The sequence below is a fragment of the Dysgonomonas sp. GY75 genome, assembly GCF_015234155.1.
Lineage (GTDB): Bacteria > Bacteroidota > Bacteroidia > Bacteroidales > Dysgonomonadaceae > Dysgonomonas > Dysgonomonas gadei.
In genome coordinates this window covers 32,043-57,570 of sequence record NZ_JADCLQ010000038.1, presented here as the reverse complement: position 1 = coordinate 57,570, position 25,528 = coordinate 32,043, and the positions used below count along the sequence as shown (strand labels likewise).

General features: G+C 39.9%; 13 protein-coding genes. All 13 read right to left on the bottom strand.

The genetic code is table 11. The annotated features are described in order from the left end of the window. Nucleotides 1–315: 315 nt before the first annotated feature. The 13 genes from IR083_RS16185 to IR083_RS16125 all read right to left on the bottom strand — a co-directional run bounded on the left by IR083_RS16185 (nt 316) and on the right by IR083_RS16125 (nt 25,283). Complete coding sequence (locus IR083_RS16185) at nt 316–1,959, bottom strand: family 43 glycosylhydrolase (RefSeq protein WP_194225109.1); 1,644 nt, start codon at nt 1,957–1,959, stop codon at nt 316–318. 282 nt (nt 1,960–2,241) lie between these two features. Further along, the gene (locus IR083_RS16180) at nt 2,242–3,237 is read right to left on the bottom strand and encodes a DUF4973 domain-containing protein (protein ID WP_006798945.1); all 996 of its coding nucleotides are present in this window, start codon (nt 3,235–3,237) and stop codon (nt 2,242–2,244) included. A 19-nt stretch (nt 3,238–3,256) separates the two neighbouring features. After that, entirely contained in the window at nt 3,257–5,341 is a 2,085-nt protein-coding gene (locus IR083_RS16175) for a RagB/SusD family nutrient uptake outer membrane protein (protein WP_194225108.1), read from the bottom strand. A gap of 13 nt (nt 5,342–5,354) precedes the next feature. Then, nucleotides 5,355–8,432 (bottom strand): SusC/RagA family TonB-linked outer membrane protein, encoded by a 3,078-nt coding sequence (locus IR083_RS16170; protein WP_194225107.1) that lies wholly within the window; start codon nt 8,430–8,432, stop codon nt 5,355–5,357. A gap of 22 nt (nt 8,433–8,454) precedes the next feature. Continuing rightward, the gene (locus tag IR083_RS16165; RefSeq protein ID WP_242052454.1) at nt 8,455–9,804 is read right to left on the bottom strand and encodes an IPT/TIG domain-containing protein; all 1,350 of its coding nucleotides are present in this window, start codon (nt 9,802–9,804) and stop codon (nt 8,455–8,457) included. 542 nt (nt 9,805–10,346) lie between these two features. Beyond that, a complete protein-coding gene (locus tag IR083_RS16160) occupies nt 10,347–12,500 on the bottom strand; it encodes a GH92 family glycosyl hydrolase (RefSeq protein ID WP_194225106.1) in 2,154 nt (717 codons plus the stop codon). A gap of 86 nt (nt 12,501–12,586) precedes the next feature. Beyond that, complete coding sequence (locus IR083_RS16155) at nt 12,587–15,229, bottom strand: alpha-L-rhamnosidase (RefSeq protein ID WP_194225105.1); 2,643 nt, start codon at nt 15,227–15,229, stop codon at nt 12,587–12,589. Between the two features lie 72 nt (nt 15,230–15,301). Next, a complete protein-coding gene (locus IR083_RS16150; RefSeq protein ID WP_194225104.1) occupies nt 15,302–16,786 on the bottom strand; it encodes a glycoside hydrolase family 125 protein in 1,485 nt (494 codons plus the stop codon). A gap of 33 nt (nt 16,787–16,819) precedes the next feature. Further along, nucleotides 16,820–18,019: a glycoside hydrolase family 76 protein gene (locus IR083_RS16145; protein WP_194225103.1), complete on the bottom strand. Its 1,200-nt coding sequence runs from the start codon at nt 18,017–18,019 to the stop codon at nt 16,820–16,822. A gap of 21 nt (nt 18,020–18,040) precedes the next feature. Next, on the bottom strand, nt 18,041–19,237 hold the full coding sequence (locus IR083_RS16140; protein ID WP_194225102.1) for a glycoside hydrolase family 76 protein: 1,197 nt from the start codon (nt 19,235–19,237) through the stop codon (nt 18,041–18,043). A 65-nt stretch (nt 19,238–19,302) separates the two neighbouring features. Next, nucleotides 19,303–20,436, bottom strand: coding sequence for a SusE domain-containing protein (locus IR083_RS16135; protein ID WP_194225101.1), 1,134 nt, complete (start codon nt 20,434–20,436; stop codon nt 19,303–19,305). Between the two features lie 45 nt (nt 20,437–20,481). Then, entirely contained in the window at nt 20,482–22,140 is a 1,659-nt protein-coding gene (locus tag IR083_RS16130) for a RagB/SusD family nutrient uptake outer membrane protein (protein ID WP_194225100.1), read from the bottom strand. Nucleotides 22,141–22,154: 14 nt separating this feature from the next. Then, on the bottom strand, nt 22,155–25,283 hold the full coding sequence (locus IR083_RS16125) for a SusC/RagA family TonB-linked outer membrane protein (protein ID WP_194225099.1): 3,129 nt from the start codon (nt 25,281–25,283) through the stop codon (nt 22,155–22,157). Nucleotides 25,284–25,528: the final 245 nt, after the last annotated feature.

Genomic DNA, 25,528 nt, shown 5'->3' with positions numbered 1-25,528 from the left:
ATTAGTATATTAACAAATGAATAAAAAGTGTTACGTTTGTTACCTTTTGAAAAAAGCTACAAGTAAACAAGATATAAGATACGAGTTGCTAACGGCTAAAGCTAAAAGCTAAAAACTGTTACCTTTGTTACTTTTTAACTATATAAAGTTAATTAATGCAAAACAGACAGAATAAAAATAATGAAAACGTGTCAGAAGTGTCAGATTTTAACGTTACAATGTTAACCAATGCTAAAAACAGAAGAAAACAACTCCACATTCCAATAATCCTTATATTAAGACAGAATGCTTTTGATATCTATCATTCTTTAGTATCTATTTGAAAACCGGAACTATGCTCATTGAATACGAAGGGGTGCCATTGCCTATTATAGGCCATCCTGCATCGTCCCATTTTACTCTATCCAACATTAAATTGCGCTGGCTACTACCATTGTCGATATAAGCATGATAGAGCATCCAATCTACTCCATTATCATCAGTTATAATCCTTGAATTATGTCCGGGTCCGCCAAATGTAGCATCTCCCCTCACTACAATAGGTTGGTAGTTAGAAGGATTCCACGCGTCGAATGTTTTCATGTCTGTTCCCGCCTTATTCAGATATGGACCTGACAGACTTTCGGATCTTCCGACCATTACTTTATATGAACTGGTCATACCTTCACAACATGCCCCGGTAGATACAAACAAATAGTAGTATTTCCCTCTTTTATGAATATAAGGAGCTTCAAATGATTTACCCGCAATCAGTGTTTTCTTTGTTAAATCTTTCACTGCCATGCCATCTGCCGTTAATTCTATCATGTATATTCCATAGAAGCTGCCCCAGAATAAATAGCGCTTGCCATCTTCTTCGACGAAACAAGGATCGATTGAATTATGAACCCCTATTTCAGTACTGACAAACAATTTTCCATTGGAATTGCCTGCAGGCGGAACAAAAGGTCCTTCAGGTTTATCTGAGACTCCCACGCCGATACCACATGTAGCACCTCCGCTCCACTTAGATATAGCATAATACATCACATATTTTCCATCATAATAATTAATATCCGGAGCCCACATTCCTGTATCGTTCACATCATCATCCGTGAAATCGGGCCTTTTATCAAATACCTCACTTTTACTGCCTCCGATGCGGGGCCAGTTTATCAGATCGGTAGATTTATAGCCCCTCACTCTTCCTGATGTCACATATAGGTAAAACTCTTTTCCTACACGGATAACTGTAGGATCAGCATAACTGCCTACAATGACAGGGTTTGTCAAAATAGCCTGATCTCCTTGTTTTAACGTCACAGTGTATTGTCTCGATGTGCCATCCTCTCCTTCTATACTATATGTGATTGGCTTAGTGAAATCATGCCTGGCGTTTCCGCTTTTTTGCACTACTCCATTTACCTTAACGACCGAACTTTTTTCAGATGTAGTAAATTCGGGCTGTAAAGAGGTAATATCTATATTTGACGGAATTTCATTTTCATTCGAGATTTCCCCGGTTTCAGTATTTATTGCCGGTTGATACTGCTCCATTTGTTTCTCAGGAAAGGTAAATGTCTGAAAACTATTCGATGATTTAGGTTTGGTTATTTTGACCGTATATGACTTTTGCTTAATATCGCCTACATAAAGATCATAGACACATTCCTTCGAAAAGTCATTTTTATTACCTCCGCTTTGCTGAACCTTACCGTTAAGCTTGAGTATCACATCTGCGTTATTAACTTTGAATTCTACTAGTAGTTCTTTAAGATTGACATATGTGGGGAGTTCTTCTCTATTACTGATGACATTATTCACATTATCGACATGAAGTATATGATTAACCGATTTTTGGTCCCATACAGAGAAGTTAGTAATTTCTCCTTCAGTAATTTTATTCTCCGAATCTTTACACGAATATATATGTGATGTGAAAACAATCAGAAACAGCTGATATATAAATATTCTTTTCATAGATTTTTCAATTATAGGCAGTTTATTTAAATCGAACTGAGCAAATCCTAATTTGCAGGATTATTTTTAAACTTATTTTTATAAGAATTAAACTTCTGGAAGTGGGTCTAAAGATACAAGTTATCGGTTCTTAGATTGAGATCGTAGTAGAAGTAATACTGGTATTAGTTTGAACATTCGTGCCTTCATAGGTATCACTTTATAAAATAAACAGATAAGAACATTATATGGGGTTACCAATTGTTTTATAAGTAACCCCATATTACTATATGTACTGTCCTTCTACCATTGGATTTGTTGGTCTTCGTCCGGAATCAATGTATTCAGGTCACGTTGCATGGACAATATCCCTGTTACTGTATATTTAAGCGGAGTACCGGAGATTGTCGTATAGTCTTCAAATGTATAACTCAATCCCAAAGTAATATATATATGCTTCATATATACCTTTGTAGCATCCATTTCTTCTTCTACAGTATAATATGGTTGCCCTTGTACATTTAAGTTTATTTCCGGATTATCCGTATAAATCTCCAGTTTCTTTTTCTGGATATCGATCATCTCATCTGTAAACCTGATAAATATCTTATATAGTTTCCTATCCAGGTAGTCTATATCCCTGATTCCGGCATAAAGAAAGATAGTATTTTCGTCCACTACATAAGTCCTTACCGACGACATATTCAATGCTGTCTCCATATCGGGAGCCAGATATATTTTGTATAAGGTCCCGCTGTATGTACCCGAATAATCATTGAACGGATTAATATGTAACATAGCCCTCTGATAGTACTTATGAGGGTTAGCCTGATAATTGTATGAAGGATCACTCAATATCCTCAAAGGTAATACCCATTTATCAGTCTGGTCCAAATTCCCTAATGTAAACTCAATGGGAACCGTGGTAGTATATTTATCCGCAGGAACGTCTATCGTTTCCGACATGCCATAATAGGTTGTCCCCAATTGTTTAAAATATAGTTCATTACGATGGCCATATGCTTCTTGGTTCAATACAGCCAGCGTATCAGGATCCAGACCGATATGTATAGTCCGGTTTTGAGAGTTCATTGTCGAACCACTGATAATGACGGGAAGATTATAAACCACTTTCCCCTCAGACTTATAGCGTACATACACAGGAGTTACCCCCAGACTGTTAGGAATGGCTTTGAAAGAGGCTGTCTGTATATATTGCTCATCTTTCCATTCATCGTTGCATGATACACAACACATTATTGTGAACATGGCTAAAAACAGATAATATATATATTTCATTTTCTTCGAATTATAAGAGTTATTCAGGATTAGTCCAGCCCGGATTTTGAATCAGTTTCGAGTTGCGTCTCAACTCGGTATGATGAATAGGTAAAAACCACATCTTACGCGCAAATATAGTAGGCAGCGAAGGCACTACGACAGGAGTATGGAAAGCCTCAGGCATATCCTTAGTTGCATATGCATTACATCCGTAAATCTGAGCTGCTTCTTCTACCGGAGCATCCATCCAGCGGCGAAGATCAAAATAACGGTGTCCTTCTGCAAACAATTCAATCTGCCGTTCACGTTTCAGCTTCTCACGAAATTTATCCTGATTGCCATAAACATCTTCTGCATAATCAGGAACTCCGGCACGAATACGAATTGGCTGTATACCTTTCTTTAATTCACTGGTAGTACGGCTTATAAGATGCGTTTTAGTTCCATCCCATGATGGTATATTATATTGTCCACTCAACTCATTCAACGCTTCTGCATAAATTAACAGTATCTCAGCATAACGAATGGCCGGGTCTACCTTTTTTGTAAACCGGGATTTATCATAAGCTGTAGAAGTTGTGTTGCTTATATCATACGGACTTACATATTTTTTGATCCCTATGCCAGTACGCAACCAGTAAGTAGCATTCGTGTACCCATTCCCACTTCCGCGGTAATAAAATACCTGCTTGTTACTCTCTTCATCTTTATCCTTTTCGGCATTCAGCAAATTCCAGGTACATCCGTTGTATGCTACGGATGCGTAGAAACGCGGTTCACGATTCACATATTGTTTTGATACCCCTACGCCTAAAGGACCTAGTTCCGGATAATTGGATAATTCTCCTGAAGTAACCAAGCCTGCTTCACGGGGACGACTATCGTAGCGGCCGGTATATCCCGGCACTGCCCCATACATAGAGTTCATACCCGGACAGTCTGTGCCATCTGCCATATAATAGGCATCGCATTGTTTCTGAGTCATACCATGAGAGCTATATCCTTTCCCATAGAGACGAGGTAACTGGTGAAGGACAAGAGTTGACACATCTTCTCCAGAGCCATTCTGACCACGGGTAAAAATAAGTTCAGGATTCTCATGAGCAAGAACATCTCCATTAAACAAGGCACGATACGATTCGAACGGGTCTATGTTTTTATAGCCATTCGGCCAATCCTGATTTACAAAATTACCATCATTGTAGGGGGTAATAGTGGCCGGATAAGCAATATCGCCACTACTCTTAGAATATGCGAAATACAAGCTATAATGGTTCATATCCATCACATCCTTGGCTGCAGCGGCGGCTTTAGCCCATTTAGACTCATCATAAGTCTCCGGAAGCAGGCGCTTACTTTCTTTGTCTATCAGAGCTGCAGCAACATCAGCCGGAGCTTTCCCATTATATAACGGACTGGCAGCAAATAACAGTACCTTTGCACGGAGCCCCAAAGCTGAACCACGGGTAGGACGAGCTAGCTCTTGTACTGCACGGGAGGTAGTTGGAAGCAGTTCAGCTGCTTTCACCAAATCCCCGATGATATAATCCACACATTCGTCATACGTATTTCTAGCTTGGGCCACTTCATCGTATTCTTTCATATAATCTACTGTTTCATCCGGTATAATAGGCACAGGACCATATAAGCGTAGCATGAACCAATATAAATAAGCTCTTAAGAAATAGGCCTGACCTTTTAAGTCAACAATCTCCGACGCGCTAAATTGTTTGTTTTTATCTATGTTATTCACAAAGATAGAAGCCTGACGGATTCCCCTGTAAGCATTCTGCCAGATATATTGGGTTTCATTATGATCGCCGCTTTCAGAGTAACGACCACTTTTCCATCTCATGTATCCATCCGATTCATCTCCGTAATACATATCGTCAGCAAAATTGAAAGGGATATTTTTTTTACTGGATACATCTTGTAAATAACCATTTCCTAAATAGGAATAAGCCTGAGCCAGCCATTCATTCGTATAGTCTCTGTTCTGGAAGACATCCTCTATAGACATACGTTCATCAAACAGATAATCCGAGTCCAGATAATCCGAGCATCCGCCAAGAGCCAAGCCCAATCCCGTTACTATAGATAAAATTATTATTATTTTCTTCATATGCATTTAATGTTTATAGATTAACTGATATTCCTAATGAAATGGTTTTGCTAAGCGGGTATTTTTTTCCATCAGAACTTCCCATTTCCGGATCCCATAACTTGAATTTGGAAAATGTGAGCAGGTTGGTACCTATAAAGAAAATGCGTACATTACTCATATGCATTTTATTCACTAAAGCCGTAGGAAATGTATAACCGATATCCAGCGTTTTCAGTCGTAAATAAGAGCCGTCTCTGAGCCAATATGTAGAACTTTGGTAATTATTCGAATTAGCACCATAGGTCAGACGTGGATATTCTGCATTCGGATCTTCATTATCGCCTAGTATCCAACGATTCGAGTTAGCCAAATCGCTCAATATATTACCCCACCCGTCACCTAAACTAAACATATGAACGGAAGAGCCTCCGATTTGGAAAGTCGACTTCCCAACTCCCTGGAAATGCATGCTCACATCCAATCCTTTCCACTTGGAAGAAATACCAAACCCATAAGTAAGGTTCGGTTTCGTTGTTGCACCGATAGCAACCCTGTCATTGTCATCAATTCTTCCATCACCATTAATATCCTTGTATTTTATATCACCGGGCATCACATCGCCAAAAGTTTGTGTCGGGCTGTTCCGTATCTCTTCATAATCTTTAAACAACCCCAAAGCAACCAGCCCGCGGGCTTGATTCACACGATGTCCTTTCTGTAGCTTATACCAATAAATAGAGTTTTCCTCATCCCTTTCAATTATCTCATTTTTGCTGTAGGTCATATTGCCACGTAAAGTAAAATCAACATTTCCGGCTTTTTGTTTGAAAACGAAGTTTCCATCAAATCCCCGGGCTTTCACTTCACCTACATTCGCATAAGGATTACTCTCTACGCCTACTGACCATGGGAGATACGCACGTTCCATATAGATGCCCTTACGATGTTCATAGAAATAATCGATTGTTCCAGACAATCTGTTTCCCAAAAAAGAAAGGTCTATTCCGAGATCCTGTTTGGTCGCAATCTCCCAAGAAACATTCGTAGAAGCTATCTCAGAATAATACTTACCGGCATATTCCCTGCTATAGCCGTAGTCTCCAAAGTTATAGGCACTGTTTGCCGTTGTATTAATCGTGTAGAGATAAGGGAAACGAATATCTTTATTGTCCTTTTTACCTAAATTGTCACTACCAGTTTTCCCCCATGAATAACGTACTTTAAACATATCCAACCAGCTGATATCTTTCAAGAAAGGCTCCCCAGCAATATTCCATGCTCCTGAAACAGCAGGAAAGAAACCAAACCTGTGATCTCTGTGGTAATTCTCAGATCCTGTATATCCAAAGTTGAAATCGACAAAATAACGACTCGCCCAATTATAATGGACACGACCGGCCAAACCTTGATTACGACGGGCTATACCTTGTTTAAGATCGTCTCCAATATCTACTGTTTGCGTTTTAGATGCCTGGGTGTATTTTAAAACTCCTCCAATATTATGGTTGTTAAATCTGCGATCGTAACGAAGTTCCCATTCAAAAAATTCATTCCTTTTTCCTCCGGCTCCAGAAGATTGTGTCATAGGAGACTCCTTTACAATCTCATTAAATACAAGATCTCCGTTTATATCCCGCGATTTTTCTGCTTTATGCATTGCAGGATATTTATATCGCCTGATCCAATTACTATTTTCGGTATCATATCCAAATCGTCCGGTAAAGAAGAGGCCTTTCGTAATAAAGTCCAGTTTCTGATCCAGAACCACGCTGGTCTGAATATTATTATCCCAGTTTTCCCTGTATCCGGTCATCGTGGCTTGCACCCATGGATTGAAACGGTCTCCGTTATCATTACCATAGGCAGGTACAAGTCCATTAGAGTACAATATAGGAGCCATGATCGGATTATATCCCATTAATGCTGTCCAGATAGCATCACTTCCTATTCCGGCATCATTTTGCTTGCGCAACGAACCTGAAACACCTACTTTCAACAAGGTAGTTTTTGTAATATCAATATCGACATTCATACGGTAAGTATATTTTCGGAAGTTGGCATTCGTATTATAGTCTTTCAATGACTTATCCACCTTATACATACCTTGCTGATCCTGATAGCTTCCCGAGACAAAATAACGCGCTGTTCTTCCTCCTCCACTCATATTCAACGTAGCACGAGAACTCCAAGATCCATCCCGCAAGAGAACATCCATCCAATCTACATCCGGATACAAATCCGGGTCCAGTCTTAAACGAAATATTTCCAACTCTTCGGGTTGATAGAGGACATCCTGATTACGTGTAGTCTTGGCTTCATTAGCCAGGGATGCATATGTATATCCGTCTGCAAAATCCGGCACCTTAGTAAGCATACTATAGAATCCTTCCAGCTTTGCACTAATATTAATTTTCCCTTCTTTCCCCCGTTTAGTATTGACCAAAATAACACCATTAGCTCCTTTACTACCATAAATAGCTGTAGCAGAAGCGTCTTTCAATACGGTAAAGGACTCTACATCTTCAACACTGACTTCATTTAAATCACGTTCGAAACCGTCGATCAGTACCAATGCCGCATTACTCCCGCCAAACGTAGAAATACTGCGTATCCAAAACTCGGAAGTACTACCTGGCTTACCGGATGTCTGCATTGCCATAATACCCGGTACAACGCCTGCCAGACCATCTGCTATAGATGAGGTCGGATTTGATTTCAGTTCCTCAACATCGACAGTTGTAATAGCCCCGGTCACAGCAATTTTCTTCTGGACTCCTGTTCCGGTAACAACTACTTCGTTAAGTACACTTCTGTCCGACTCCTTCATAACTATATTGACAACACGCTGTTCTTTCACTAATACCTCCGCTTTATCAAAGCCGACATAAGTAAAAACCAGTGTATGGTAGGAAGTCATATTAATCTTATATTTTCCCTCTATATCGGTAATAGTCCCCAATCCCGGCATATTACTTATGGATACACTCACTCCGATCATAGGTTCGTTATTCGTATCGGTCACGATACCTGTTACTTCTATAGTTTGCTGAGCCAAGGCACTGACCGAAAACGTGAGTACCAATATACATGTTAATAAAAAGTTTCTCATATCAATATGTGTCTATCATTTATTATTCTTCATAAGCAACTTTGCGGATACGACGATTATTGGAATCTCCGATATAGAAACATTGTCTTTCTTCATCATATGCTATTCCGGCCGGATAAGCAAAACGGGCATCCAGACGTAGATCACCATCTCTGTATCCACTGGCTTGAGGTGTACCGGCAAATGTGGAGACTCTTCCCTGAGGAGTCATAATACGTACCACATGATTCGCTTTATCACAGAAATAGAAATCATATTCGTCTTCCTGACCTTCGTACTCCGGATTTTTTACAAAGACTCCCTGCTGAGGCTCATTTACACGGGCATAACTACCTACTCCATCTGCATAGCCTGCAGTTTGATCTTTTCCGGCTATCAGATATGGTTCGGTAAAATTTTTGGTCGCCCAATTATAATCGGAACGCATAATATACTGCCTGTTATTCACTATTATATATGCATAGTTCCCCGTAGGATGAATGATAATAAAAATCCTTACCGATGCATTCGGAACCCTGAATATGTTCACACCTTCTTTTGTGCCTACCACACCTCTCCATACCATACCCGTATTATAGAATGCATAATAGTACTCTCCATTTATCGGATGTACAGCAGCAGCTCTGGTTCCACGACCGGCAGCCATTGGAGTCAGGCTTTTAAATCCCGATTCACGGGTGAGCAGATAATTTCCCGGCTGAGTATCATTAGATTGGTCATGTGTAACAATCATATCACCTCCCAACGTCCAGTTAATACAAGGAATTCCATTTTTATTAGGATTAGGTATACCTGTATTGAAAGTGCTTACGTATTTTTTCTCAAAATCAATAAGCCTGCATGATTTATCATAACCGGCTACATACAGATGGTTGTGGTTCAGAGGATCGAATACTAACCACTCCATTTTTTCGAATCCTCCACAATCGTTAAACGGGCCATCCTTTACATCAAACTTCGTATTATTTTCATATGTTTCCCCCAAGAAAGAACTGACAAGCATTTTCTTTTGATAGGCATAATGTTCTCCGGCCTCTGCATAAGCAATCTTTTCTCCACTCTCGTCAACGATACTTACTTCAATATCACCATCGTAAGCTTTCGCAGGGACAATGCAATATAAAGATTGGTGATTAACTCCGATTATCCTTGCATTTTGCCCACCAATAGTAACTTTGATCTTAGAGAGGTCATTCCCAAAGTTTTCACCGTAAATAATCATTTTCTGATTGGCTCCTCCCTCTTTCGGCGCGAAATCAGAGACCACAACAGGCTTCGAAGGATCGAAGGCTTGCGAATCCGTGTCGGATTTATCGTCTTTGCACGATACGCAAAGAACGATCAGCAGCATCAACCAATGCTGAATTTTCATTCTGTTTTTCATTTTCATAAGAATAGGTCTGAATTTAGTTTGTTAAAACATTTCACAATTGTATCCAAAGACAGCATGAGCTGTCTTGTCTGTATGTTTATCGTAAATTAAGTATTTGTTAATTTTCCTTATTCTCTGACTTTTTCCAATTCAATTAAATGGGCGAGACGTATTTCATCGGTATTTCATAGATTGTAATTTATCATTTGTTAACGTCACAAAGGAATGGGAATTTAAATTAGAAAGATGACAGAAAAGTAGCTATAAATAGCACATTTTTCCCATTCATCGTTTTAGACAGAAAATAGGACTAAGAAGGGAGCAAGTATTGCGTTTTCAGCTTCTTATAAATATCAGAAGTGGGAAGGAAGTATGGGTTTGGGTGTAGATAAACTCCGGTTATGAAATAGAAGTAAGTTTATCAGGAAGGAATGATGTGGAATCTCCAATTCGCTAAAAAGAACAATCCTGCCAATAATGATATTGGCAGGATTGTTTATCTAATGTCCTAGATTAAATTTATAACAGTAAATAACGGATGATTACTTAGTTGAAACAACAAGCTCCTTTCCTTCTTTCAATTGTTGGTGCGTAATAAAATAACCATCTATTTTCTTACCGCCATAGCTTATATCGGTAATCTTCTCTCCTGTACCTTTTCTCTTAATGGTAAAATTCTTTCCATCCAGATTAAACACTACCTTGTCAAATAATGGTACAGTGACTATATACTGCGGATCTGCAGGAGAATAGGTATATAGACCAATTGCATTCAGTACATACCACGACGACATTTCACCTGCGTCATCCATGCCGCAGTATGCTAACCGTTCGGGCCCCATACGATATTGTTCGTTCAGTATTTTATTCAGTATTTTTTGTGCTTTTTCCTGTTTATCAATAAAATAATACATATACGGAATACTATGTCCCGGCTGATTACCATGGCAATACTGGCCGATGAATGTAGTCAGATTATGGGCCTCATAGTTTTTCCATGGAATAACAAATAAAGAATCGAGCTTTGTCTCAAAGGCCTCTTTACTTGGGTATAAAGCAATAAATCCTTCAGGATCGTGCAAGGCAAAGAATGTTGACTGCCATCCATTGGCTTCACGGTACATGTATTCATAAAAAGGACGTTCTGGGCTGAAGGGGGTTATCCATTCTCCATTTTCCAGACGGCCGCGCATAAGTTGGGTAGACGGATCGAACAGATGTTTGTAACTATCTGTCCTTTTCATCAGTCTATCATAGTTCTCCTTATCTGCGAGTTCCTTAGCCAGCAATGCCGTAGCATAATCGTCATAAGCATATTCCTGGGTTTTAGTCACAGCCGCTTTAGCTACAGTCTCCAATTTGGGGCCTTTAATATCCATCTCGGATATCCATCCCCGCTCCATATATTCTTTTATATGCGGACGTCCACCCTTACCCTCAACAAAAGCATTGTTGAGAAGTAATTTGTATGCCGCCTGCACATCAAAGTTCCGTATACCTCTCAGATAACTTCCTGTAACAAATGTAGAGGCATGGTCTCCATGAAAGAAACTCGGCATGAACCCTCTGATCTCACCCCGGTCTGTAATAGAGCTGATAACATCGGCTGCAACATCCGGCGAGATCATTCCCAATAAAATCAGTTTATTACGGTAATCATCCCAAAAAGACGGATCACTGTAATAACGGAATCCTTTGTTTACTACTTCACCTCTGCCATTCACAAACTCTCCGTTGACGTCACTCAATAGTATCGGCCACAGGAAAGCACGGTAGAGAGTAGAATAGAATGTTTCCCTCTGTTCACCGGTACCACCCGATACCTGTATTTTCGATAGTAAGGTATCCCATGTATTTGTTGCTTCACTCCTCACCTGGTCAAAATCTTTGGCAAGCATCTCCGCCTCAAGATTCATTCTGGCATTTTCGATACTTACATAAGAAAAACCGACTTTCATCTCCAACGGGTCGTTTATATCCTTATTGTCGAAGAAATTGACAATGCTGACTTCCGTATCACCTTCTTTCAGCTTTTCCACATCTTTTATCTTATGGTTGGTCACAGCATAAAAGTAGAATGTAGGGCCAGTTTGCTGATAGCCTGTAAATACATTGTCTGACGTTTTTTCTATTTTCCAATCTCTTACATGTTCGTTAGAACGAGCCAGGTCTGCCAGCAGCCTTTTGTTCTTCCCTTTTTTATAGGTATATCTATGGAAAGCACATCGCAACGTAGAAGTCACTTCTGCATTTATATCATATTTTTGGAGATATACCTGATAGTAGCCCGGACTGGCCGACTCCTTGTCATGACTGTAAGCCGAGTAATAAGACTTAGGTGCAATCTCCCCGCTAACAGCAACAAGAGGAACATAGCACAAATTCCAATGCCCCTTGCTGGTATGGGCAAAAGCATATATAACCGTATCTTCATACTGGTAACCTGAGCCGCTTCGCCACATGGTGACAGGTGTTACCTGAACCATCGAATTCGGGACCGATGCACCCGGATAAACTTCGGCTCCCCATGCCCTGCGGGTTGGTTTATATCCAAGATCGATACTGTCCCAAAGGGTGGTAGTACCAATAAACGGATTGACATAACCGGTCAGACGTTTTTTACTCTCCTGAGCATAACAGCCAACTACAATCAGCATTATTGCTCCGATAATGATAAACTTATTTCTCTTATACATACTCTTTGATTAAAAACAAGTGAAAACCGAAGATTCTTTAAAGCCTGTTTAATTCTAAAAAAAATCCAAACAGGCTCTTTTACCTCTTACTTTAAAGCGAATCTGTATTTATGCTCTCCTGAGCCTACATTATATTTATTGTCTCCGGCATAAATAGTTGCAGTAGATCCTGCCGGAATTTTCACGGTCATTTCTATATTTTTCCCGTCAGCCTTCCATTCAGAGGATATTTTTCCCCGTACAGAATTATATTCGCCTTTTACCCATTCCAGATCGGCGATGAAATATGGCTTTATAATGATATTTTCGAATCCGGGCCTGGATATATCGTAATTAATTCCTGCCAGATAGCTGGACATCCATGCACTGATATCACCCATAAAGACATGGTTTAACGAAGCGTCGTGGAATTCGGGACTTAACAGCCATGTTTCGGCAAGTGTTGTATAACCCTGAGTCTCTACCCAGTACCCCCATGAGGGAGCTTCTGTTTTGGTTGCCATTTTATAGGCATCTTCCACATAGCCATATTTACTGAGCATGCGAAGAACTGTTTTGCTTCCAAGCAATCCGAAATCAAGGAAATGATTATTCTCCGCCACAATTTTTTGAAGATAATCGGCCACCGCCTGTTCTTTACCTTCCGGAACTATCTCCAGATAAAGAGCTATTGCCTGTGCTGTCTGAGTACCGTTTGCATAAACTGCCGTTTCGGGGTTGAAGAATTTGTCGTTGATTATTTTTTTCAGCGATTCCGCCTTTTCTTTATACATGCTTGCATCTTTGCCCAATATAGTTGCAAAACGTGCCATGAGCATATAATCGAGATAATAATAAAGCGTGGAGGTATAATCATTAGGGGTCTGAGCTTTGTAATATACCCAATCACCTAATCCGAAAGTAAGTAGCCCGTCTTTTTCCTGATTTTTCAGATACTCCAGATAGTTTAGCATTGTAGGATACAACCGTTCGATACAGCGTTTGTCTGCATAATAATCGTATAATGCATTCGGTACGATAAACAGTGCGGCATCCCACACAGGACCCGGCCAATCGCCAAAGCCCCATCCCGATGATGGTATGATACCCGATATACCTCCGTTAGGACGCTGGTTATCGATGAAGTCGTTCATCCATTTCTCATAAAATGTAATACCATCGAAATTGAGAAGAGCCAGATCCATAGCAATATGTGCATCGGCAGTCCATCCATTCTTCTCCCGTTGAGGACAATCGGTAGGTATGCTATGAATATTTCCCCGGTAACTTTGATTGGTTGCAGCCCATATTTTGTTAAGAAGCTTGTTGGAACTGCTGAAATATCCCACTTGCGGTATATCCGTATGCAGGAACAGTCCTGTGATATTATCTTCGGTAAGTGTTACTGGGCGGTCGGTTTTTACTTCTATATACCTGAAACCATGATAGGTAAATTGTGGCGTAAATTCTTCTTGTTTACCAGAGCCTTTCAGTATGAATATATCTGTTTGGAAAACCTCTCCCGGTTTCTCCGGACGATAATAAACATCAATATTGCCCGGTTGCAAGCGGCCATCGTCTTTCAGCAATTCTCCATGCTGTAGAGTAAAGGTTGTCCCTCTTTCTCCTTTTACATTCAGACGGCATACTCCTGCTATATTCTCTTTTAAATCAAAAACAAAGATAGTATCACCAAAGGATTTTAATAATGCAGGCTTTATTTCTTTTGTTATCCGGATCGGTGGCATCTGCTGGGAAACTATTAATGGAGCCGGACTGTCTGTTATTTTAGCTGCTATCCAGTTTTTTTCATCGAAACCTGTATTGTTCCAGCCTTCCTCTTCCAAACGGCCGTCGTATCTGTCACCACTATATATATTATTATAGATATACGGGCCTGTATTGGTCTTCCATGTGTCATCCGAAGCAATTACGTCCGTAGTACCATCTGCATAAGTAATCCTTAATTCGCATAATAAACGAGGACGGCCACGCCAGTCGGCCCTTTCAAAATCCCAAACAGCCTTGCTCTGACAATTATAGAAGCCATTACCTAATACTACGCCTATGGCGTTGCCGCCTCTGTTTATTAATGACGTGATATCGTGAGTCGCATATAATATGCGTTTGTTGTAGTGTGTATATCCGGGGTCCAGATAACTATTGCCTACCCTCTCCCCATTGAGAAACATCTCATAATAAGCAGTTCCTGAAATATAGAGAGTAGCATGGGCTATATTTTTTTCGACTTTGAATTCTTTTCTGAAAAGTGGTGCCGGCTCATATTCTTTATCATGGGTATCGGATATCCAGCGGGCAACCCAGTCGGATTGAGATAGTTTTCCCATGCCGAACATATTGATTGTAGAAATACAAGAGTCTCCCTTATTGCCCCAAACAGTGACGTCCCAATAGTAACGCTGATGTGATTGCAGCTTTTTATCTCCGGTGTATTCTGAAGAAAGAAACTGACCGTTAGTCATTCCGGAATCCCATATATCAGGAGTTCCGGATAGTAATAATGAAGAATCAGTTGCAATTCTGATGCGATACGTTTTCTGGAGGAAGTCTTTAGCATCATTGAGCTTCCAGTTAAACCGCGGTTGAGGTGTATCCAGACCTAACGGGTTATCGAGGTATTCGCATTGGGCACTTGTAATTGATACTGTTGCATCTTTCTGGCAAGAAGCAAATAAAAGTGCTATACATATAGCTAGTATATTCAGATGTATCGACCGGGTATTTGTCATGGTATTTTAGGTCTTCAGTATTTATACAATGAGTGACAGGAGATTTTTCCCGCTCCTGCCACTCTATTCTGTTTATTTAATGCTATTCAGTAGTTCTACTTTCCCCTCATTAATCTGCTTTAAAATCAACTCTCCGAACAGAGTGTTTTGCCAGGCAAACCAAGAACGGGTAAAGTTCTTCGGATCATCCTTGTGAAAGGATTCATGCATAAAACCAGTACCGGCATCGGTATTCATCAACATTTCTATACATGTCTTGATTTCTTCATCGTTGTGGCTGGTAAAAGCCTTCATCATAATACTCATTGGCCAAACCATATCGTAACCAATATGAGGCCCCCCAATTCCTTCTCCGGCCGTACCTTTGAAGAAATAAGGATTGTCTTTGCTCCATACAAATTTCCGCGTATTCTGATAGATAGGATCATTAACATCCACATCTCCTAAATAAGCCAAAGACAAAAGGCTGGGAGCATTAGAGTCGTCCATCAGGTACTGGTTGCCAAATCCATCTACTTCGAAAGCATAGATGGTACCGTATTTCGGGTGATTGTAAGTTGCATATTTCTTCAAGGCTGTTTCTACTTCCTGAGCCAGGTCGCGACATTCCTGAGCCTGTGCGGGACGGTTACTTACCTCGGACAATATCTCGGCAGCTTTTCTGAGCGATGTTACAGCAAAGAAGTTGGAAGGTACCAGAAACTGGAAGGTAGTAGCATCATCAGACGGGCGAAAACAGGAGACAATCAATCCTACAGGATTTACAGGATTACCTAATCCATCATTGTTTAAAGTATCTAACTGGCGTTCGGTTGTCCTTTGGAATTTGTAAGGCCCTACTCCATCTTTACGTTGTTGCTCTTTAAACGTTTTCAGAATATTTGTGATCGCTTGCAACCATTCTTCGTCGAATATACTGGTATCTCCTGTGGTTTTCCAATAGTGATATGCCAGACGAAGAGGATAGCAAAGAGAATCGATTTCCCATTTCCGTTCATGTAACTCCGGCTTCATATCCGTAAGGTCACTCATCCACTGGTGATCGGGATTAGGATCATGTGGATCTATAAAAGCATTGGCATAGGGATCGATTATAATACATTTGAACTGGCGGCGGATAACACCTGCAAGCATAGCCTTCAATTCAGAATCCTGATTTGCCAGTTGTACATAAGGCCAAACCTGTGCTCCCGAGTCGCGTAACCACATCGCATGAATATCACCGGTATAGACCACTGTATCGTCCTTGCCATCTGTTTTTCGGTAACGTACGGTTGTATCCAGCGTATTAGGAAAACAATTTTCGAACATCCAGGCCAACTTTTGGTTGGTGAGCATTTTTTTTACGCGGACAATTTCATTCTCCACCGCGTTCGACTTAAAAAAGCGGTCTTTTTGAGGAGGGCGGTTACTCTTGTATTTATTATCCACATTCAACATATTCTCAATATTCGTATTGTCTTTAGGGAGAGCCAGCGTATGCGAAGCCTGTACTTCCCCAGCCATAGAGAGTGCTGCCACTACACTGCACAATAGTGTAAGCTTTTTCTTTTTCATTTTGCTTGATTTGATTAATTGCTATTAATAAAGTTACTTATATTTTTTCAGATTAGCCATACGCCCGTATATTTCAACCATGGCAGCCTGTGTTAGCAACCATTTTTTTGCATCTTGATTTTTGCCGCTGAAATCTGTACTAAACAAACCGTTCTCATCCCTGGCATTATTCCACGCATAGTCTAAGCTTTTGTCGAATGCCTCGATATATGTTTTATTATTATCCAGATTATATAATTCAATAAATCCTCTTAACATGACTGCAGTAAACCAAACATCACCTTTCTTTATCATACGGAATTTCTCCCCGTCTTTTCCTGTGAAATCCGAAAAGAAATAGTTGTAACAGGCCTGTGCTATGTTTTGCGCTTCGACAAGATATTTTTTGTCATTTGTCAGTTTATATAATAATGCTGCCGATTGCATCATCTGCCCACTATTGTATGCGTATTTGGCTTTGCTTATTTTGCCGTCTAAACTGATATTATCAAAATATAAGTAGTCTGTATCCTGCAAATGGAGTTTAGTCCATTCATATAGTTCTTTTCCCTTATGGAAATAAGCGCTGTCATTTGTCGCCTGAAAAAGCTTAAATGCATACACAGCCCCGGGAGCATTGGAACATGTGTTTTTAGACTCCTTTTTTTGTTCGCACCAGTAAATTCCTCCATTCAGTTTTTCATCGGTTCCGCTTAAAATAAATTCCCATATCAGTTTGGCTTTATCAAGATAAGCAGGTGTCTTAGTCAACATATAGGTATCGGTGAAATCAATCCCCAACCATACATTATCATCATAGAAGCGGTCGGATACAGGAGCCGAACTGATATAAGAAGCATAGGCATAGGGCGTTCTCTTTGTATCGAAATATTCTTCAAGCCCCAGTAATACCTGCTTCTCCAGAATTTCGTGGTATTTGTTCTTATCGCCGGCTTCCATCATTACATTGACGGCAGAGAATGTGCCTGAATAGGGCCAAAGATATGAATATTGATTCGGTCTATTATTTTGTTCATCCGCAGCAAGATAAGTCGCAGTATACTTATTGTCGAAGGGGAAGGTCTCGTGCAATAAATGAGTATCGGGCGCTGAATAGTTTTTATAAAGAGAGTCCAGTGTAACCTGGGCTCTCTCTAAATTTTTATTTCCAGTACCTGTATCATTTACTCTGCCTGCACAACTTATCAGTGTGAAAACACTAAGAGATGAGAGAAGAGCATAGGAAATTCGCATAACGCTAGTTTTATTATGTTTTTATAAAATACCTTTCTTTTGCAGCAAAGCCATAGCTTCGATTGTAGTTGCAGCACTGATTGCTGAACGAAGATCACCCCATACCTCTGTTTCTGACGGTGTTAACCACCATGTATAACTGAATTTAATATCCGGAGTTTTTTGAGTCCCCTTAATCCACAGGTATTCCGCGTTATTTTTGAGGAATGCCACATAGCGGGCTTTATCCGACTGAGAAAGATCGGGGTGCTGAACCAGAATGGTGAAATAACGCACAAATATCCCTTTGAACAGGTTACAGTCATGGCCTCCTCCATCACCTGATTGCTCGCCATAATCCCTCATTATTCCATTTGTCGCATTTATATTATAAGTTATATGGTAATTGGTAATATTAAGTGCATCATTCCAGTATGTCTTATCACCCGTAATATCATATAACTCCAATGCTGCTCCCAGATATGTGCCCACATCGTAAGAATAATCACTATTGGTATCATTTACATTTTCAAATACCCTACCCGAAGAAATTATTGTACGATAATATTTCATCCAGTTATATATCCTTTTGGCCCATTCAAGATCGTTCAGCCCTTCTATTACTTCATCCGGATATTTCTTGTATCTGCGGGCAGCGATAATAGCAGCAGGGCCATTGGCAGGAATTCCTTTACCGTCACCTTTTATATCAGAATCTTTGCGCCATTGAATACCACCTCCTTCATAATCAGTCCATCCTTTGGCAATCCAGTTCCATAAGTCTCTTGAAGATGCTTCGTATCTTGTGTCTCCGGTAGCTTCCAAAGCTCTCATATGAGCTAAGCCATGCCAGCCCATATCATCATAATATTCATTCTCCCAATTATTGCTATACCAGTTTTTTTTTCTTACCCCTTCATACCAATCATAAATAGCCTGCTTGTATTTATTATCATTGGTACGCAGATAAGCATCCACCAGAACATCAAGGCCATGAGCTTCGGGCCAATAGTCGTTCCATGTAACCTGTCCATCATAAGTATTATTGAAGCAATGACTCGTCGTATTCCAATATCTGTTTACAAACGAAGTGGTACTACTATCTACTGCCGCAGTCCAGTTTACTGTATAGAACCCATCCCTTGTTTTTGTTTGTCCATCAATGTAACCATCATCATATTCGACGCAGGACGAGAGAATCAATGCTATGATAAAAGGAATTATATATATTTTTTTCATAAATATAGCTTTTTATTATTTACAAGAGCAGGCAATATACCTGCCCTTGTTTTAATTCTCAATATTTAATTTTTCTTTACAGTATGTGTGTAACTTGCTCCTCCCTGCATGTAAAGGGTAACTGTTACACTTGAATTATCCATTTCTCCGGCAAATTTCCATTTATCATCCCATTGAGTCACATTGTCCAATAGTTTAACATAGTAATATGATGCAGGCGAATTAGAACTTGGACCGCTATCTGTACCATTCAATGTACCAATCTGTCTTGTGCCCTTATCTGTTTCCAATTGGAATTTGTACCGTTCATCCCTACCCCAGCTTTCTTGTTTAAACTCCACATTACCTGTTCCTGACCAAACTCCTAATCCGACATAATTCATATCTATGGTAACCTTATTACTAGGACAGAACCATAATCCCATTTTTGTTATACGGGTCATTGTTGTTCCCTTGTTTGAGAAGTCGAGAGTTATACGATAAATGCCTTTTGTGTCCACTGTTGTGTTTTCACCATTATCTGCATCGGCCAGTTTTCCGGTAGCATCAATGTAATATATTTCCGGTTCGCCCGAAGTTCTGTCAACGAACGTATATGTACCCTGATTGTCAAGTTCTGTATACATTTCAAATTTACCATCACCCAAATTTTGCATTAATATAGCTTTAGACAGATCCGCTCCGTTTTCGGTAGCTTCACCGGTAATATATACATTATCAGGAATAACCTCAAATCCTTCGAGACGTGTTACTACCAACTTGTTCTTTTGTGCACAAACGGCTGAGCTGATTCCACGCCAGGAAACAACCGACCAATAAATTGTACCTGTTTCTCCGGTCGCAATTCCGGCAGCAGAAGATGCCCTGTTTATATCTACATGCGAGATATTAGCATACAGTTCTTTGCCATTGTTATCGGAGGCCAATCTATAAACAGGATTCTGAAGATCAGATTCTTTATAGAATACAACTTCGTATGCAACAAGTTGCCCGTCCTGAGCATGGCTCTGAGACCATTGGAAACGGAATGATGCTCCTTGTTGAGAGCTCAATTGCAGATTCTGATTGTCTACAGGCGCATATAAGTTGTCTACAGGTGTTACGTTCGGGTCATGGTATTCCATATCATCACTTTTGCAGCCAACCATTACAAGTACGGCAGAAAATAAGATAAGAGCTTTATATATTATAGTTTTCATATTATTTTATATTTTAATATTTATTTAAACAGCTTATAACTAATATTAATATCCTGGATTATTCGGCTTAAGGTTTGGATTTATATCCATTTGCGACAATGGTACAGACCATAGATAATCACGGGTATTATTAAATTTATATTCTCCTGCACGCAGATAACCGCCATCTATACTTGAAGAAGAGCCTCCAAACTTAAATCCATGCAGATATCCACTGAGAACCTGATCCCCTATTTTCCAGCGTTTGATATCGAACCAACGCAAACCTTCGAGAGCAAGCTCGACACGCCTTTCATTCCTGATAATGTCCTGCAACTGTTGCTTACTTTTTGCACCAGGATAATCCAGTGCAGCTGCAGTTGTATGCCCGGCCCGTGCACGGATAGGTTTAATAGTCAGCCCCCAGTCTTCCGAACTGATCTTATCTAATTCATTACATGCTTCTGCATACATCAACAGTACATCAGCATAACGAAACATGATGATATTTGTACTGTTTTTCATATTCGCTCCCATGTTCCAGTCATAATACTTGCGTACATAATATCCGGTTTTGGTTTGCAGGTCCAACATTCCTTTGTAAGAATCGCTTGTTCCTGAACCCAGTTTTGTTTTTATAATACTAACAGAGCCATCTTTATTGAGCCACTCATAATTATCGTACACTATCGTTCCCCACAAGCGTGAATCCCTGTTTACATACGGATTGTTTTCATCATATTCAGGGTCTTTATCAGCGCCTTTTACCGGAAGCCCATTCATTGTCAGATAAGAGTCTACCAGTTCCTGTGTAGGATTGTCCGCAGATATTTCTGCATATTTAGAAATCGGAGCCATACCCTTCATGTCGGTCCATGCCTTTAAATCGGGAACATATGTGATATCCAGAATAACCTCCCTGTTATATTCCTCTTCAGGAGTAAAAAGCCTGAAATAGCTTTGCATAGGATCCTTTGAATATTCAAACAACTTGTATTGCCCATACTTATCCTGCTCTTTTATAAGGCGCCCTGCATATAATTTTACCTTTTCGTAATTGTTTTCGTAAAGATATGCCCTTGCCTGAAAAGCACATACGGCACCGAGAGTTATACGTCCGTTTTCAGAAACAGGAAGATTATCGACCTTAGGCAGGTAGCCCCTGTTGAGGATATCTTCGAGTTCGGCATGTATAAACTCCATTACAGTCGCCTTTGATGTACGGCTTATAACATAAGAGTCGTCCAAAGACAGTTCGGAGGTAAAGAAAGGTATATCTCCATAGTAATTAGTCATTCTAAAGTAGATGAAAGCCCTTACAAAACGTATTTCGTCAATCATCCTGTTCTTTGCATTATCACTTAAACCTGGTACCCGGTCTATATTTTTGAGGAATACATGACATGTTTTGATTCCTGCGTACGAATCCTTCCATTCATTTTTGAACAGATCTAAAGAAGGGGTAGCCTGACCTCTGCGTATAGTGCTGGGATCACTTGAACCATAGGTATGAACCATATTATCACTAAGGTATTCATCCCGCCACATGATGCCGGCATTGTACATTTGGTTGTATGCCATATTTACGACCAGCATGGCCTTGGACTCGGATGTCCAGTATTTAGCATCCGTAAATTTATCGCGGGGTTCCCTGTCGAGGTCTTCACAAGAAGAGAATGACAAAATACCTGCGAGTATGGTTGCAATATATAATAAATTTCTCATATTCATATACTTATTTAAAATTCGATGTCAATACCAAATCCGTAATATTTAAGAGTAGGATAATTCCGCCCGCTGTTTGTTCCGCTTCGTCCCATGTTGTTGTCATACTCCGATGATTCGGGGTCGATGAACGAATTTGCAGACAAAGTGAATAAATTCTGAGCATTTACATAAGCTCTGGCTCTACCCAGTCCTATTTTTTGTACGATTTTCTTAGGAATAGTATATCCTATCTGGATATTTTTCAGACGGAGGTATTTTCCATCCAGAATAAAAATATCAGAACCGCGTTTCCAGTTGTTTGCAAAGGAATCCGAAGAATCGTCTGTCAAACGTGGATATCTGGCACCTGTATTTACAGGAGACCATGTATCGAGCTGGTGCTTATACATTACCGGATACCAGGCCCCGCTATGAAACGGTACATAGATATCACCGCGAAGCGCTTGTTTACGCTGGCCTACACCTTGTATCAGCATCGATAGGTCGAACCCTTTATAATCAACATTGTAGGTAAACCCGAAAGAATAGTGAGGGAAACCATCACCCAGGTAAAAACGGTCATCGTCATTTATTATACCATCGCCGTTACGGTCAACAAATTTCAGGTCACCCGGCTGGATATTTTTCACATTATCAGGGATGGCGGAATTTTTGATTTCATCATAGCTTTGGAAGAATCCATCCGTTTTTAATCCGTAGTATGCTCCTAAAGGCAAGCCTGCACGTGTAATATATCCGACATTACCATCGACTGTTTCAATCTGTTCTTGTGGGATATCAGTGACTTTATTTTTTGAGTTTGCTATATTGAATGAAAAATTATGATTGAAGCCTGCGGCACTTAATCTGTAATTCAGGGTAACTTCCCATCCGCGGTTTATCATTGACCCGATATTGACCCATTGCAATTCCGTGCCATACGTACTCGGAGTTATCGGCCTATCGAGCATATCCGTGGTTTTCTGATCGAAATAATCCAGATTAACGGTTAAAGAATTATTTAAGAACGTTAAGTCGGCTCCAATATTGAATGTTTTCACCTTTTCCCATTTCAGGTCAGGGCTGGCTTCTGCAAATCCGGTTCCCGACAGGGCATTATTGTTGAATCCGGCAACGTTTGGATAGGCTGTATATGTTGTAAAATACATATAGTCGGATATTTCCTGATTACCAAGGATACCCCATGAACCACGAATTTTGAGGTCTCCTATCTTGTCCCTGTAAAAGTCCATGAAAGATTCTTCGGATGGACGCCAGCCGAATGAAACGGAAGGAAATGTCCCCCAGCGGTTATCTTTAGGGAAACGGCTCGAGCCATCGGTACGTACAGTTGCTTCTGCATAATATTTATCTGCATAATTGTAATTTACACGGCCGAAAACAGATTGGATTACACGTTCTGTAGTACCATTTACCTCAGTTCTACTATCATTAAATACTGTTTGCGTCTCTCCTTCAGCAATCGGTATTCCCAGGTCGATATCAGTATATTTTGTTTTTACGTCTATTCCCTTGTTATTCAAATACTCCTGCGAAACTCCGGCCATTGCCGTTAGTGTATGTTTGCCAAACTGCTTATTATAATCGAGTAGAAACTGTGCATTTAAGAATGTACCTTTAAACGAATAATTTTCGGTATCGCGGTCTGTATTTTCAGTTCTCGCTATTTCTGAACTATTCTGTTTATAAAGATCATACTGGAGTCTGCGTATAAAACGGGAATTGGATGTCATATCCCAACCGAATACACCTTTGGCTTTAAGGTTATCGATTATCTTAAAGTCTAAACTAACACCGAGATTTACCAAGTCATTATTATGCTTGTTGTAGCCCCCCAATTCGAGAGCAGCGGCAGAATTTGTACTAATAGAACTTTGAATATATCTTCCCGATGCGTCTCTTGGTGCATTGTAATAATATTTCGGTGTACGGGCTGCATCGGCGATTTTGAAACCGGAATTCGCTTCATCCCCTTTTATATCATTTCTTGTATATCCGAGTATTACATTCAACTTCATACGTTTATATTCGGTAGTGAGATTGGTCCGCAGATTGTATCTTTTAATACCATAATCAGGGCCTATGAAGTTACTCCCCTGATTGTAATATCCACCGGAAACCATATATGTGGAATTTGTTGTTCCACCGGAAACACTCACATTGTAGGATTGCTGAAGAGCTGTTTTGAAAATGTAATCCATCATCCATTCAGCATCCTGATGATCTTTCAGGTCCTGAATTTGCTGAGGGCTATAAGCAAGGGAGTTTCCCCCATTTGCTAATGCCAGATTCATCATCGTTGCGTTTTGCCATCCCTCAAGTGGCGTATACAAAATTTCAGGAGATTCGAAACCAACCGATCCGCTAAAACGAACTGTCGGCTTAGCGTTTTTCTCTCCTTGTTTAGTTGTAATCAAAATGACACCACTGGCCGAACGTGATCCGTAAATAGCAGTACTACCGGCATCTTTAAGTACAGATATGTTTGCTACATCGGCTGGATTCAACTTGTTCATATTATCGATATCAGTGATCATACCGTCGATAACAACCAAAGGAGTATTATTTGTCTTGGTTTTAACCCCGCGAATATTTATATTCATCGTGTTGTCATTGGGGTTCATACTCCTCTGCTGGATTACAAGATTGGGTGATGCCCCTTGCAATGCCTGTGTCAGATTTGCAACAGGACGGTTTTCTATTGCTTTGGAAGTTATCTGGTCAACAGCTCCTACAACGTGTCTGCGCGTAGTAGTTCCATACCCGATAACAATTACCTCATCGAGCATTTTAGTATCTTCTTCCATTACAATATTGAAGAATGAGGTACTTCCGGCTTTTACTTCCTGAGTAAGGAATCCAACATACGAAAATACCAGAATATCGTTTTCATTACAATTGATAGTAAAACCACCATCGATATCCGTTACTGTTCCATTGGTTGTACCTTTTACAGTCACACTTACCCCTATCAGAGGTTCTCCCGCTCCATCTTTGATAATACCTTTTACGGCAGCCTGTGTCGATGGCGGAGTAACTAAATTGTCAGTTTGCTTTGCATACACTCCTCCTGTGATTAGGGACAGAACGAATGCCAGCAGCAAGCTAAAAATCAAAGATTCACACTTTTTGCAAGTCATACATGTTTGATTTAATTAATTATTCGATAAAATATTAGATTCTGTAAATAAATAAGATTATCGCTGAGTAAACGATAGAAAGAAACAGGTTAACTCGAACTTTCTTTTTCCATAAATATTAGCCTTTTTAGGATTATTAGATTAATGTGCTTTTTAAAAGTCTACTTTGGTATTTTTAAACTTTAATTAACACAAAAATAGACCCGATAACTTTTTTCTTTATACGAATTTACGACATAAAAATA

Excerpts from the sequence above, each read along its gene's own strand:
- IR083_RS16150 (WP_194225104.1), bottom strand. The coding sequence starts at position 16,786 with ATGAAAAAGAAAAAGCTTACACTATTGTGCAGTGTAGTGGCAGCACTC.
- IR083_RS16135 (WP_194225101.1), bottom strand. The coding sequence starts at position 20,436 with ATGAAAACTATAATATATAAAGCTCTTATCTTATTTTCTGCCGTACTT.
- IR083_RS16145 (WP_194225103.1), bottom strand. The coding sequence starts at position 18,019 with ATGCGAATTTCCTATGCTCTTCTCTCATCTCTTAGTGTTTTCACACTG.
- IR083_RS16180 (WP_006798945.1), bottom strand. The coding sequence starts at position 3,237 with ATGAAATATATATATTATCTGTTTTTAGCCATGTTCACAATAATGTGT.
- IR083_RS16125 (WP_194225099.1), bottom strand. The coding sequence starts at position 25,283 with ATGACTTGCAAAAAGTGTGAATCTTTGATTTTTAGCTTGCTGCTGGCA.
- IR083_RS16170 (WP_194225107.1), bottom strand. The coding sequence starts at position 8,432 with ATGAGAAACTTTTTATTAACATGTATATTGGTACTCACGTTTTCGGTC.
- IR083_RS16175 (WP_194225108.1), bottom strand. The coding sequence starts at position 5,341 with ATGAAGAAAATAATAATAATTTTATCTATAGTAACGGGATTGGGCTTG.
- IR083_RS16185 (WP_194225109.1), bottom strand. The coding sequence starts at position 1,959 with ATGAAAAGAATATTTATATATCAGCTGTTTCTGATTGTTTTCACATCA.
- IR083_RS16165 (WP_242052454.1), bottom strand. The coding sequence starts at position 9,804 with ATGAAAATTCAGCATTGGTTGATGCTGCTGATCGTTCTTTGCGTATCG.
- IR083_RS16140 (WP_194225102.1), bottom strand. The coding sequence starts at position 19,237 with ATGAAAAAAATATATATAATTCCTTTTATCATAGCATTGATTCTCTCG.
- IR083_RS16155 (WP_194225105.1), bottom strand. The coding sequence starts at position 15,229 with ATGACAAATACCCGGTCGATACATCTGAATATACTAGCTATATGTATA.
- IR083_RS16160 (WP_194225106.1), bottom strand. The coding sequence starts at position 12,500 with ATGTATAAGAGAAATAAGTTTATCATTATCGGAGCAATAATGCTGATT.
- IR083_RS16130 (WP_194225100.1), bottom strand. The coding sequence starts at position 22,140 with ATGAGAAATTTATTATATATTGCAACCATACTCGCAGGTATTTTGTCA.